The 13,598-nt window shown below is 64.6% G+C and carries 11 protein-coding genes; 1 reads left to right on the top strand and 10 read right to left on the bottom strand.

Translation table 11 applies throughout. From position 1 onward, the window contains the following. The 8 genes from H7B90_RS27760 to H7B90_RS27725 all read right to left on the bottom strand — a co-directional run. Positions 1–1,367, bottom strand: a 1,367-nt coding sequence (locus tag H7B90_RS27760; RefSeq protein WP_185139155.1) for a polysaccharide biosynthesis protein, incomplete at its 3' end; no start/stop codon positions are given. Positions 1,368–1,682: 315 nt separating this feature from the next. Then, complete coding sequence (gene spoVT, locus H7B90_RS27755) at positions 1,683–2,225, bottom strand: stage V sporulation protein T (protein ID WP_185139154.1); 543 nt, start codon at positions 2,223–2,225, stop codon at positions 1,683–1,685. Positions 2,226–2,664: 439 nt separating this feature from the next. After that, positions 2,665–3,372, bottom strand: coding sequence for an urea ABC transporter ATP-binding subunit UrtE (urtE, locus tag H7B90_RS27750; protein ID WP_185139153.1), 708 nt, complete (start codon positions 3,370–3,372; stop codon positions 2,665–2,667). Beyond that, positions 3,350–4,201 (bottom strand): urea ABC transporter ATP-binding protein UrtD, encoded by an 852-nt coding sequence (gene urtD, locus H7B90_RS27745; protein ID WP_185139152.1) that lies wholly within the window; start codon positions 4,199–4,201, stop codon positions 3,350–3,352. The genes urtE and urtD overlap by 23 nt, the downstream gene beginning before the upstream one ends. Next, positions 4,137–5,258, bottom strand: a complete 1,122-nt coding sequence (gene urtC / locus H7B90_RS27740) for an urea ABC transporter permease subunit UrtC (protein WP_185139158.1) — start codon at positions 5,256–5,258, stop codon at positions 4,137–4,139. The genes urtD and urtC overlap by 65 nt, the downstream gene beginning before the upstream one ends. A gap of 140 nt (positions 5,259–5,398) precedes the next feature. Next, entirely contained in the window at positions 5,399–6,307 is a 909-nt protein-coding gene (gene urtB, locus H7B90_RS27735; RefSeq protein WP_185139151.1) for an urea ABC transporter permease subunit UrtB, read from the bottom strand. 117 nt (positions 6,308–6,424) lie between these two features. After that, positions 6,425–7,732 (bottom strand): urea ABC transporter substrate-binding protein, encoded by a 1,308-nt coding sequence (gene urtA / locus H7B90_RS27730; protein WP_260411275.1) that lies wholly within the window; start codon positions 7,730–7,732, stop codon positions 6,425–6,427. 392 nt (positions 7,733–8,124) lie between these two features. Then, positions 8,125–8,766, bottom strand: a complete 642-nt coding sequence (locus tag H7B90_RS27725) for a TetR/AcrR family transcriptional regulator (protein ID WP_185139150.1) — start codon at positions 8,764–8,766, stop codon at positions 8,125–8,127. Positions 8,767–8,960: 194 nt separating this feature from the next. Here H7B90_RS27725 and H7B90_RS27720 point away from each other — a divergent pair, with 194 nt between their 5' ends. Then, entirely contained in the window at positions 8,961–9,719 is a 759-nt protein-coding gene (locus H7B90_RS27720) for an SDR family oxidoreductase (RefSeq protein WP_185139149.1), read from the top strand. Positions 9,720–9,875: 156 nt separating this feature from the next. On the opposite strand, the gene H7B90_RS27715 is transcribed toward H7B90_RS27720, so the two are convergent. Together H7B90_RS27715 and H7B90_RS27710 are read right to left on the bottom strand one after the other, a co-directional pair. After that, on the bottom strand, positions 9,876–11,510 hold the full coding sequence (locus tag H7B90_RS27715; protein ID WP_185139148.1) for an S-layer homology domain-containing protein: 1,635 nt from the start codon (positions 11,508–11,510) through the stop codon (positions 9,876–9,878). A 30-nt stretch (positions 11,511–11,540) separates the two neighbouring features. Continuing rightward, positions 11,541–13,595: an amidase family protein gene (locus H7B90_RS27710; RefSeq protein WP_185139156.1), complete on the bottom strand. Its 2,055-nt coding sequence runs from the start codon at positions 13,593–13,595 to the stop codon at positions 11,541–11,543. Positions 13,596–13,598 lie beyond the last annotated feature (3 nt).

Here is a 13,598-nt window from a genome sequence, read left to right as displayed (position 1 = left end):
GGCTCGGAGATGTGTATAGGGGACAGCGCGTTCAGCGCGGCCGCCGCCGCGTAGGCCGCGACCGCGGCGAAGGCGGCGCCGGCGATGCCGAAGGCCGGCGCCAGGAGCGCGTTCAGCGCCGCCTTGAGCAGCGCGGCGGCGGCCAGGTACAGGGCGGGCGAGCGCAGGTCGCCCAGCCCTTGGAGCAGCGCGGCGTAAGCGGCCTGCAGCGTGCCGCCCAGCGCCGCGAACGCGAGCAGCGCCATCGCGGCCGTGCCGCCGTCGTCGGCGAACAGCGCGACGTTCACCGGCTTGGCCAGCAGCGCGAGGCCGACGGCGGCCGCCGAGCCGAACCACCAGGCGAAGCGCATGGCGAGCGCCGCCTGCTCGCGCTGCCCGGACGCGTCGCCCCGCGCGCGGGCGGCGGTCAGCGCCGGGACGAGAGCGGCCGAGGCGCCGCCCGCCGCCATGACGACAAGCTGCAGCAGCGCGATGCCGCGGTTGTACTCGCCGAAGGAGCCCATCGCTTCGGCCGCCGTGGCGCCCGCGCTCTGGAGCAGCCGCGGGACGGTGAAGGCGTCGATGAGCCCGAACAGCGGCGCGACGATCGAGCCCGCGGCGACGGGCAGCGCGACGGCGACGATTCGGCGGAGCAGCGCGCCGCGCGATTCCCGAGCCTTCGCCCCAACCGCCGGCGCCTCCGGCCGATCCGCAGGCGCCTTGGCTGCCTGCCCCCTCCGCCGGCCGCCCATCCACAGCATGGCGACGAGACCCGCCGACGCTCCGGCCGCGAGGCCGCCGTGCACGGCCGCGGCGGTGGCGCCCGGCGACCAGTCGCGCCCGAGCGCCCAGAACAGCATGACGAGCATGAACGCGACGCGCGCCGTCTGCTCGGACAGCTGCGACGCCGCGGGGCGGAGCATGTCCATCCGCCCCTGCGAATAGCCGCGCAGCGCCGCGGTCATCGGCGCGAACAGCAGCGCGAGCGACGACGTGCGGATCGCGTCCGCCGCCTCGCCGACCCCCATCCACTCCGCGAACAGATCCGCTCCCCATTGGAGCAGCCCGAACGCGGCGAGCCCGCTCGCGGAGAGCAAGCCCACCGACCAGCGCAGCACGCGCCGCGCCCCTTCCTCGTCGCCCGAGGCCGTCCGCTCGGCCACGAGCACCGACACCGCCACCGGCACGCCCGCCGCCGCGAGCGTCATCCACATGACCGCCAGCGAATACACGGCGCTGTACAAGCCGAACACGCGGTCGCCGGCCAAATTCTGCAGCGGGATCTTCTGCAGCGTCCCGATCAGCTTGGAGAGCAGCGCGGCTCCCCCGAGCAGAGCGGCGCTCTGCCAGACGGCCTTCCCGCCGTCGTTCCTCCTGTCCGTCGTCATCCGAGCGTTCCTTCCATTTTCCTAGACGTCTAAGTACCGGAATTTTTCCATGAACGCATTATATCACGCCCTCCCCCGAATTACTTCCCAAGAGGAGCGATCGGCGGAAGGCCGGGGGGACGGAGGACCGGATACGGGGGACCGGGTACGGGGGACCATTCGGGCGAACTCGGCCGCGCGCCCAACAGGCGGACTCTCCGTCCTTATGATCCGAGAGGTCCGTTGCGAGAGGACGGATCGGCCGCAGAAAAAAAGCTTCCCCGCGAGCGATTCGCCGCCTTCGGGAAGCTTTCTCTTGGGAGCGCGAGCCCTCGCTCACTGCTCCATCTGCTTGGCCAGGAAGCCGGCCGCCGTCTCCACCATCTTGCTCTCCATGTCGCCCATCGTTACGCCCTCTTCCTTGCTCAGCAGCAGCACCGTTCCGATCGGGTCGCCGCCCGCCACGATCGGCGCGATCGCGAAGGAAGAGAACGTCTCGGCTCCGTCCCGCAGAATCTCGTAGGTGCCCGGCTGCGTCTCGAGCTGGATCTTCCGGTTCTCCATGCAGTTCTCCAGCAGGCTGCCGACCGGCTTGTCCAAGTATTCCTTCTTGGAGGCGCCCGCGACGGCGATCACCGTATCCCGGTCGGAGATGATCGCCGTATGGTTCGTGCTCTCGTACAGCGATTCGGCGTATTCCTTGGCGAAGTCGCCCAGCTCGCCGATCGGGGAATACTTCTTGAGGATGACTTCTCCGTCCCGGTCGACGAATATCTCGAGCGGATCCCCTTCGCGAATGCGGAGCGTGCGGCGAATTTCCTTCGGTATGACGACCCGGCCGAGGTCGTCGATGCGGCGTACAATCCCGGTTGCTTTCATGGCTCGTGTTGCCCCACTTTCTTGGATGTTTTGGACCCTGGTGTGCGCCTTGCGCCCGCTGCGGAAGGCCTGTATGACGAACGCTGGAACAGTCGGTAAAAAGTGAACTTGAACTTGGGCATAGTATTCAACCCCTCCCAATTTCTTATGCGCACGCCCACCGGTGGAGAAATAAGCCAGCGCCGCCATATAACCGATTCGCAAGGCTCGTCCGGTTTGAGGGGGCCGCCCGGACGAACGCCGCGAGATTCCTTCTCCGGACCGGGTTCCGTCCGCCCTTCCCTCCGCCTGTCCGCGGCCTTCCGGCCCAAGGTCCTATCCTACCTATCCCTTACCCGTCCGGCCGGCGCGTTCAAGCACGAGGAACGGGCGAGAGGGAGCCGTCCCGCCGCCGGAATCGGCTCCCTCTCTTCATGACTATAGAGCGATTCGCCGCGCGTCAGACGGTCAAGTAACGGGTGACCGCCGGATCGTCCAGCTCTTCCTTGCCGCCCGTCCAGACGACGGCGCCCTTCTCCATGATGTAGAACCGGTCTCCGACGCTGCGGACGAACTCCAGGCTCTGCTCGACGAGCAGGATCGCCGTCTTCCCTTCCGCGCGGATCGACCGGATGACGTCCCGGATGTCCTCCACGATCGACGGCTGGATGCCTTCGGTCGGCTCGTCGAGCAGCAGCAGCTCCGGCCCCGCGGCGAGCGCCCGGGCGAACGCCAGCTGCTGCTGCTGGCCTCCGCTCAGGTCCCCGCCGCGCCGGCCGTACATCGCCTGAAGCGCCGGGAACTTCTCGACCGCGGCCGCAGGAACGTCCTTCGCCGCCCGGCTCTTCCGGTCGGCGCACGCCTCCAGCCCGATGCGCAGGTTCTCGCGGACCGTCAATTGCGGGAAAATCTCGCGTCCCTGGGGCACGTACCCGATCCCCCGCCTCGCCCTCTGGCCGGGAGAGCGGCGGGTGACGTCCTCCCCCTTGAACGCGACGCTTCCGCCCTTCGGCCGCAGCAGGCCCATGACGGCGCGGATCAGCGTCGTTTTCCCGACCCCGTTCCGTCCCATCAGGCAGACGACCTGCCCCGGCTCCACGTCGAGCGACACGCCGCGCAGAACGACGCTCTCCCCGTAGCCCGCGTCAAGCCGTCGAACCGACAGCATCGGCATCCCGCCTTCGGCCCAAGTACACTTCCGCGACTCTCTCGTCCCGCTGCACCTCTTCCATCGTGCCTTCCTTCAAGAGCTTGCCCTCGTGCATGACGGTGACGCGGCTCGCGAAGCGGCGCACGAATTCCATGTCGTGCTCCACGACGACGACGGTGCGCTTGCGCACGATCTGGCGGAGCAGCTCGCCCGTCTTCTCCGTCTCCCTGTCGGTCATGCCCGCGACCGGCTCGTCGAGCAGAAGCACCTCCGGCTCCTGCAGCAGCAGCATGCCGATCTCGAGCCACTGCTTCTCGCCATGGGAGAGCAGCCCGGCGCGCAGCCGCTTCTTGTCCGCGAGCCCGATCAGCTCGAGGTTCGCCTCGATCCGCATCCGGTCGAACTTGCTCGTCTTCGCCCGCAGCACGGCCCATACGCCGCGGTTCTGGGACATCGCGATCTCCAGGTTCTCGTCGACGGTCAGCCCCGGGAACACCGACGGCGTCTGGAACTTCCGGCCGATGCCGAGACGCGCGATCTCGTGCTCCCTTCGCTTCGAGACGTCCACGGCGTTCGCCCGCCCGCGGAAGATCACCTTGCCCGAGGACGGCTTCACCTTGCCGCAGAGGACGTCGAGCATCGTCGTCTTGCCCGCTCCGTTCGGGCCGATCAGGAACCGCAGCTCGCCCGGCTGCAGCTCCAGATCCATTCCTTGCACGGCCCTGAAGCCGTCGAACGATACGGTTATGTTCTCGCAGGATAGAACGGCGCCGGGACCCGCCTTACCCGGAATGCTCGCGGGGGGCGACAGGCTGCTGCTCTCCAGATGATTCGCCAAGTTGTTCATGAGACGGATTCCTCCTTCCGAATGGGCCTGCCAGCTGCCGGACGAGGCCGACGAGACCTCCCGGCAGGAACACCGTCGCGACGATAAACAGCCCGCCGAGGAAGAACGTCCACATATCCGGGAACGATTCGCTCAGGCCGCTCTTCGCCTCGTTCAGGACGACGGCGCCGACGACCGCCCCGATCAGCGTGCCCCGGCCCCCGATCGCCACCCAGAGCACCATCTCGACGGAAGGCACGATCGCCATCGCGGACGGGGAGATGATGCCGACGTGCAGGACGAAGAACATGCCGGCGAGTCCCGCCAGGGCGGCCGAGACGGCGAACGCCGCCATCTGGTAGAGCGACGGGTCGAAGCCGAGGAACCGGACGCGGTTCTCGCCGTCGCGGATCGCCCGCAGCACCTTGCCGAGCCGGCTCTTGACGAGATAGCGGCAGAGGAGAAAAGCGGCGAGCAAACCGGCCACAGTAGCGAAGTACAGCGCCGTCTTCATCCCCGGCGACTTGAGCGGCTCCCCGAACAGCGTCGCGAAGCCGGTCAGGCCGTTCGTCCCTCCCGTGTATTTCTGCTGCCCGACGAACAGCGTGAAGACGATGATGACGAGAGCCTGCGTCAGAATCGTGAAGTAGACGCCCCGGATCCGGTTCCGGAACGTGAAGAAGCCGAGGAACAGCGCGAGCAGCGCGGGCAGCACGATGCCCATGGCGGCCGCGAACGCGAACGAGCGGAACGGCTCCCAGAACCAGGGGAGCTTCGCGACGCCGGTCCAGCCCATGAAGTCGGGCAGCTTGCCGCCGCTCGCCTCGAGCTTCAGGTGCATGGCCATCGCGTAGCCGCCGAGCCCGAAGAACACGCCGTGCCCGAGGCTGAGAATGCCCGTGTAGCCCCAGAGCAGGTCGAGCCCGAGCGCCGCTATCGCGAAGGCGAGGCACTTGGCCAGAAGGTTCAAGCGGAAGTCGCTGAGGTAGAGCGGGGCCGCGAGAAGAAGCAGCAGCGCGGCGCCGTAGCCGGCGAGCAGCCACAGCCGGCCGCGGGTCGTCGTCGGCGAGACGGGCATAAGCAATCCCCTTTTCCCATACGTGAATTCCTGGCCGGCCGGAACCGGAGGCTGCACGGCTATCCGGCGGCCTTCCGTCAGCCCCCGGCGGTCTCGGTCGGCCTGCTGGCGGTCTTGGTCGGCCTGCCGACCGATCTCGGTCAGCCGTCCAGCGATCGGGAGCGGACCGCGAACAGCCCCATCGGCTTCCACTGCAGGAAGGCGACGATGCACAGGAACACGAGCACCTTGCCCAGCGAAGCGGTCGATCCCCATTCGAACAGCGTGTTCAGCATGCCGATGCCGAGCGCCCCCGCCGCGGTGCCGATCAGCTTCCCGACGCCGCCGAGGACGACGACCATGAACGCGTCGACGATGTAATTCGTGCCGATCGTCGGCCCGATCGGCCCGATCAGCGTCAGCGCGCAGCCGGCGACGCCCGCGATGCCGGAGCCGATCGCGAAGGTGACCGCGTCCACCCGCCGGGTCGAGATGCCCAGACACGCGGCCATGTCGCGGTTCTGCATGACGGCCCGCATCCGGCGGCCCGCGTCGCTGCGGTAGATGTAGAGATACATCGCGAGCAGGACGAGGGCCACGAGCGCGAGGATGAACAGCCGTTTGTACGGGAACACGACGCCCGTCATGATCCGAAGCCCGCCGTCGAGCCAGGAAGGACTCGTCACGCCGACGTTCGGCGCCCCGAAGATCGTCCGCGCGAGCTGCTGCAGGACGAGGCCGACGCCCCACGTCGCGAGCAGGCTGTCGAGGGGCCTTCCGTAGAGGAAGCGGATCAGCGCCGTCTCGAGCAGCAGGCCGATCGCGAATGCCAGCGCGAAGGCGAGCAAAAGCGCGAGAGGGTAGTAAGCGTCGAACCAGCCCTGCGGCAGGGACGATTGGAAAATCTTCTGTACGAGATAAGCGGAATAAGCGCCGATCATGATGAATTCGCCGTGCGCCATGTTGATGACCCGCATGAGGCCGAAGGTGATCGCGAGCCCCAGGGCGATCAGCAGCAGGATGGAGCTGACGCTCAGCCCGTTGAACAGCTGCGTCAACCATAACGCCATCGTCGATCCCTCCTCTCGGGCGGCGGCGGCAGGGGGCGGCTGGCTTCGAGAGTAGCTATCCCGCGAACCTCCCCATCCTCCTGCCGCCCCTAACGCGCTCCCGCGCTTCCGGGCTTCTTAACCGCCGAGCCCGGCCGCCCAATCGTACGTCTTCAGATACGGATCCGGCTTCACCGGGCTGCCGGAGTTCCACAGCTCCTTGATCTGCCCGTCGGCCTGCAGCTCGCCGATCCGAACCGTCTTGTAAATATGCTGGTTGTCGCCGTCGATCGTCACCTTGCCTTCGGGAGCGTTAAACTCGATGCCCTTCGCCGCTTCCTTCACCTTGGCGACGTCGAACGATCCGGCCTTCTCGGCGGCCGCGGCCCACAGATACACGGCGACGTAGCCCGCTTCGATCGGGTCGTCGGTGACGCGGTCCGCCCCGTACTTCTTCTTGAAGCTGTCGACGAACGTCTTGTTCTCGGGCGTGTCGGTCGTCTGGTAGTAATTCCACGCCACCAGATGGCCGGCGAGGAATTCGGGGCCGATCCCGCGCGCCTCTTCTTCCGCGATGCTGACGGACAGCGTCGTCAGGTCCTTCGAGGAGATGCCCGCGTCCTTCAGCTGCTTGAAGAAGGCCACGTTGCTGTCCCCGTTCAGCGTATTGAACACGACGTCCGGCTTCGCCGCCTGGATCTTGGCGATGATCGTGGAGTAGTCCGTATGCCCGAGCGGGGTGTATTCTTCGCCGGCGAGCTCGCCGCCCTTGGCCTTCAGCTGGGCCTTGATGATCTTGTTGGCGGTCTGGGGGAACACGTAGTCGGAACCGAGGAGGTAAACCTTCTTGCCCTTGTTCTCGAGCAGCCAATCGACGGCCGGCACGATCTGCTGGTTCGTCGTCGCTCCCGTATAGAAGATGTTCGGCGACATCTCCATGCCCTCGTACTGAACGGGATACCACAAGAGGCCGTTCAGCTCCTCGAACACCGGCAGCATCGCCTTGCGGCTCGCCGACGTCCAGCCTCCGAATACCGTCGCGACCTTGTCTTCCGAGAGCAGCTTGCGGGCCTTCTCCGCGAACGTCGGCCAATCCGACGCGCCGTCCTCGACGACCGGCTCGATCTTCTTGCCGAGCACGCCGCCCTTGGCATTGAGCTCCTCGATGGCCAGCAGCTCCGCGTCGCGGACGGATACTTCGCTGATCGCCATCGTCCCGCTGAGCGAGTGAATAATGCCTACCTTGACGGCGCCGCCGCTCTCGCTTGCCGGCGGGCTCGCTTCCCCCGAGGCGGAAGCCGTCGCCGACGGAGAAGCCGGCGGGGACGACGGCTCCGGAGACGAAGGCGAAGCTCCGCCTTCGTTGTTGCTGCCGCCGCAAGCGGACAGCGTAAGGCACAGCGCGAACGGCACGATCCATCTCTTGAGCCAACCCCTGCGTCTCATCCGAACACTCCCCATCTCCCATGGATAATAACCTCTCTATATCCGAACGTTCCGGCCGGCTGCCGCCTTCCGCGTTCGTGAGCTCATTATAGGAGGGGGCTAACTTTAACGTCAATATACCTAACAAAAGAAGTGTTCATTCGAGCCGATTCGAGTTTTGTTTCGGTTTTGTCCCGGTTTTATGTGATATTAAATGACTAAATCAAGCGCGATATATTTACTGTCGGATAGTTTGTGTCATTTTTAATTACATACATATTCGCAACACGCTCCACAGTTGCTTCGGTAAGGGAAGGGTTCATGGGAAAAGGTTCGAACGCCAAAACAGCCCTCCGTTAAGCCGGGGGCTGTCCCATTTGTTTTCAGGATCCCTGCTCTAGGCCGCAACCGGATCAGGAGATGCTCTGCAGGATTCGAACGATCTCCTCTTCCATGCCGGAATCGTCGACCGTATCCAGGTGTTCCGGTCGAATCATTTGATACTTTTTCATTCGATAAAATTCCATGACGGCTTGCTTCAAGGTGAGGTCGTACCACTGAATACTGAAGGTCGGGTCCAGGATGCGCCGCAGCGTAGCGTCGTCTTGGACCAAGGACAGCACGGCGTTCATTCGGTTGAATATCTTCCGCTCCATCCCGCGCTCGAAGAACTCCTGCAAGTTTTTGTTGCGATTTCGCTGGGCGACGACAATCTTCTCGAACAGCCCCGGATAAAATTCCTTGAGGTCCTGCAGGAACAGGTCCGATAAAAAAATCACGAGTATCAACGATTGCAGAAACGTTTTTTGGAAGCGCTGGATATACGGGATGGAATCGTCGTTCGTCACGCTGTCCGCCTGCTGCAAAAATCTCATTCCATACTCGACGACCCGCTCGAGGATGTCGTCTTTGGACGAGAAATGCTTATATAGCGTTACTTTGCTGATGTCCATATATTTGGCGATATCGTCTATTTTCAACTGGCTGAATCGGGTTCTCTGGATAACGGGTTTGATTTTATAGATATATTGATCCGCGCTTACGGCTTTTCTCACGAATGGCCCCCCTTTATCGCTCCTAAAAGCTTATTATATCAGAATCCCCGTCAACGCAAACATGGTTTATATAGTTTATTAAATTAACACTTTTGATGCATATAGTTTACTTTATTAATTTAAAGGTGTATACTCGGTCACGTAGTTCATTATCCGAATCCGACAACGGATGATCTGACTGGAGGAAGATGGGAATGGAGAACTCGGCAGTAGGCAAATACGCCGGCAAGAAAGTCGTCATCACGGGAGGCAGCAGCGGCTTCGGCCTCGAGACGGCGAAGCTGCTTGCGGACGAAGGAGCCCGCGTCCTGATCACCGGCCGCAATCCGGCCGCGCTCGAAGCGGCTCGGGAACGGCTCGGCAACGGCGCGATCGCCGTTCGGAGCGATGCCGCGTCGCTCGAGGATATCGAAGCGTTGGCGGAACGGGTGAAGGCCGAGTTCGGCACGATCGACGCCCTGTTCGCGAACGCCGGCGTCACGCGCTTCGTCCCCTTCGAATCGGTAACCGAGGAAGTGTACGACGAGCTGCTCGCCATTAACGCCAAGGGTCCGTATTTCACCGTGCAGAAGCTCGCCCCGCTTCTTAACGAAGGAAGCGGCGTCGTTCTCACCACCTCGGTCGCGAACGTATTGGGGATTCCGATGATCAGCGCGTACGCGGCCAGCAAAGCGGCGCTGCGCTCCATGACCCGCAGTCTGGCCCGCGAGCTGCTGCCGCGGAAGATTCGCGTCAACGCGGTCAGCCCCGGCCCTATCGAGACGGGCATCTTGGACAGATCGATGCCGAAGGAGGCCGCCGAGCAGACCAAGGCGCAGATGAGCCAAGGGAATCCGATGCTGCGCTTCGGAGAGCCCCTCGAGGTTGCCAAGACGGTCGCGTTCCTTGCCTTCGACGCCACGTACACGACCGGAGCCGAGTTCCCCGTGGACGGAGGCGCCTCTCAGATTTAAGCTCTCGATCGTTCGCGCCCGCAGCCGGCTGAACGACGCCGCTTGATGTTGCATCTTCCCCGACAGACGACACCCATGTCTGGCGTACAACAGCAAGGGGGCGTTCCCTCAGGAACGCCCCCCTTGCGTTTGCCGATAGGCTGCCGATTTACATCTTCACAGATTCAACAGCCGGTAGATGACCTGTGCCGCTTCGGCTCGGGTCGATTCGTCCCGAGGCGCGAATTGGCCGGCCGCGCGCCCTTGCACGAGCCCGAGGGCGGACGCCTTCTTCGCGTAATCGCGCGCCCAAGCGGAGATTTGCTCTTCGTCCTGGAAGGAAGCGGTCGCAGCCGCCGGCTTCTGCCCCTTCAGAGCCTCGTAGCTCCTCACGGCCAAGGCGACCATCTCCTCCCGGGTGATCTTCGCTCCAGGAGAGAACCGGTCGGCGCTCGTTCCTTGAACGATGCCGGCCTTATAGGCGATCGAGACGTCCTTGGCGTACCACGAGCCGGCCGGCACGTCCTCGAACGCAGCCGCGCCTTGTTCGGTCAGCCCGAGAGCCCGCACGAGCATCGAGGCGAATTCGGCGCGCGTCACGCTCCGATTCGGCTCGAAGGCGCCTTCGCCGGTGCCGTCGACCGCTTCCTTCGCGGCCAGCTCCCGGATCACCTCATAGGCCCAGTGCGAAGAAGGAACGTCGGAGAACGTCTTGTCGACGACGAGCGCGGCATAGGAGCCGGCCGAGGAGACTCGCGCCGTCACATACCCGCCGGCATACTCTCCGCCGATGCGTTGCGGGGCTCCGCCGTCCGGCAAGGAATAGACGGACGCCAGCTTCGGATTCGCGGCGGCGGCGAGGGGCAGCCTGATCGTCGCGGGCTCGGCGAAGGCGCCGATCTCCCGCGAGCTTCCGTCGGCGCCGATCCACTTCAGCTGAAGCTCGTAGGCCTGGCCGCTCGGCTTCCGGTCGGCCCCGAGGGAGGCCGGCGGCTCGAACGGCCGGGCGATCAGGGCGATCGAGCCGCCCTGCGCCTGGGCTTCGGTCAGCGAAGCCGTCAGCTGCTTGAACAGGGCGGCGGGCACCTGCAGAATCGCTCCGCCGGAAGCGACCTCCAGCGGCCGGGTTCCGAGCAGCTCGGCCGTATTCGCCGGCAGCGCGAGCTGCGTCTCGCCTTCCTTCAAGGCGACGGACGCCTTGCCCGTGCCGTCGTCCTTCAATTGCTCCGCCGTTACCGCGACGACGGCCGGATCGGTCGCGCCGGAGCCCGTGCCGCCGCCGCTTGCGCCGGTTCCCGGATCGGCCGAGGGCGTCGGTCCGATCCGGACCGACCGGCTGACGCTCGTCGCCGGCATCGTCAGGATCAGGTTGGAATCGATCAGCTGGATGTCCTTCGCCGTCACGGTCGATAATCCGTTCTCCTTGGCGACGAACGTGAACGTCGCGAGCGAGACGGAGCCGCTGTCCCCGCTCGCCGACCCGGTCTTCGTATGGGCGTACAGCAGATGCGTCTTGCCGTCCTCCGTCACGACCTTCGCCGGGACGCCGAAGCCGACCGAGCCCGAGGTCTCGCTTCCGGCCTTGAATTCCATCTTCTTCGGATCGTAGTAGAGATTGACTTCGAAGGCATAGAGGTCCGTCAGGTTCGCTCCTTTGACGGCCACCGTGAACTCCTCGCCCTTCTTGATCGAGCTCTTGGACACTTCCAAGGAGAAGGACGGCAGAGCGTCGGCCGCCGCCGCGAACGGCGGCAGCAGCAAGGCTACGGCGATGAGCAGCGAAGCGCATAAGGTCAGTCGTTTACGTGCCATATCCAGGTTCGTCCCTTCGAATTGAGGTGATTACGGCTGCGGGGCCGGCTCGGCCGCCGCCAGCTCGGGCACGGATTCGGGCGCCTTCCGGTTATGCGTCGCTTGCTCGTAGGAATAAGCGAGCTTGATCAGGGTGCCTTCCTCGTACGGCCGGCCCAGCAGCTCGATGCCGATCGGCGTGCCGGCGGAGACGAATCCGGCCGGAACGCTGATCGCCGGGAAGCCGGAGAACGGGCTGAGGCGGTTCGCGCTGCCGGAGCTGGAGCCGGTCGGGCCGGACGTCGACGGATACAACAGGGCGTCGAGCTTGTTGTCGGCCATGACCTGCAGCAGCGACTGCTGCGTCAGCTTCGTGCGGTACAGCAGAATGTCCTTGTACTCTTGCGTCTCGAGCGTCTCGATGCCGTTCCGCGTCGTCAGCGTGTTTTTGAGAGATTGCAGGAAGTCCGTTCCCGAATTGACGATGTCGCCAAGCGTATGGTAGCGCACGACGTTCGGATCGACCATGCGGGTGTTGGCCAAGTATTCGTTCAGGTTGAACTTGAATTCGTAGGCGCTAAGGCTCGAGTACGACAAAATCTTGGATACGTTCGGGATGCTCACCTCGACGACGGTCGCGCCTTGCGCCTTCATGTCTTCGACCGCTTTGGCGAGAAGCCCCTTGACCTCCGCGTTGCTGCCGGTGATGCTCGCGTCGGTGATGACGCCGATCCGGGCGCCGTCGAGTCCGTTCTTGTCCAGATACTTCGTGTAGCTGACCGGGATCTTGCCGACGCTTCCCGCGGTCGCGATATCGTTCGGATCGTAGCCGCTGATCGCGTCGAGCATGATCGCCGCGTCGGCTACCGTGCGGGCCATCGGGCCGCCGACGTCCTGGGAGAGCGCCAGCGGGATGATGCCGTCGCGGCTCGTCAGGCCGATCGTCGGGCGAATGCCGACGATGCTGTTGTAGGAAGACGGAATCCGGATCGAACCGCCGGTGTCGGTGCCGAGGCCGGCCGCGCCGAAGTTGGCCGCGAGAGCCGCCCCCGTGCCGCCGCTGGAGCCGCCCGGGTTCTTGGTCAGGTCGTACGGGTTCTTCGTCTGTCCGCCGAGCGAGCTGTTCGTGTCCGTGTTGATCGCGAATTCGCTCAGGTTCGCCTTCGCGAGGATAATCGCCCCGGCGTCCTTCAGCTTCTTCACCATGTAGGAATCGCTGACCGTATAGTTGTCCTTCAAGCAGGTGCAGCCGGCGCTCGTCGGCATGCCGAGCGTGTCGTAGTTGTCCTTGACGATGATCGGAATGCCGTGGAGCAATCCGCGCGGCCCCTTCTCCTTGCGCTCGGCGTCAAGCGCCGCGGCCGTCTTCAACGCTTCTTGGTTGACGCTGATGATCGACTTGATCGCCGGGCCTTGCTGATCGTAGGCGGCGATCCGGTCCAGGTACATCTGCACCAGCTCGACGGACGTCAGCTTGCCGGCCTCCATCGCGTTCTGCATGCCCATGATGTCGGCTTCGAGCAGCTCGAACTGTTGGCCGTTATCGTACAGGACGATCTTGCCGAGGGCAGCGAGGTCCGCGAGATCGATCGCTCCGCTCTTGTCGAAGTCGCCGGCCGCTACCTTGCTCCAGTCGGCGCTCGTCGAATCGACGCCGAAATACTTGATCAGAACGGCCAGGTCGCCGACGTCGATCGCGCGGTTGTTGTTCAGATCGCCGGCGATGCCGCTCGCCACTTGAATCGCGAACGATTCCCGGCCCTGCTGCACGGAGCCGTCCGCGGCTCCCAGCTCCGCCGAAGCGGAGATTCCGCTCAGGTCGGTCTCGGCCAGCGCCTTGAACGTCAAGGTCAGAACGGTCTTGCCGTCCTTGAAGCCGCCCTCCGCGGTCGCGACGATCGTCACCTGGCCCGGCTCGTCGTTCTCGGCCAGAACTTGAACGCCGGAGCCCGCCGATTGGGCGGAGACGAATTCGAACTGAAGCTGGCTGTATTCGATGACGAACTTGCCCGCGGTCGCGCCTTCGGAAGGGCCGCCAAGCGACAAGCCGACGTCGAAGCTCTCGCCGATCCGCGCGGAGTCGGGACCGGACAGCTTGACGGACACCGG

This window comes from Cohnella xylanilytica (assembly GCF_014212175.1).
Taxonomy (GTDB): domain Bacteria; phylum Bacillota; class Bacilli; order Paenibacillales; family Paenibacillaceae; genus Cohnella; species Cohnella xylanilytica.
The sequence above is the reverse complement of the archived record's forward strand: the minus strand, read 5'-3'. Positions and strand labels throughout refer to the sequence as shown.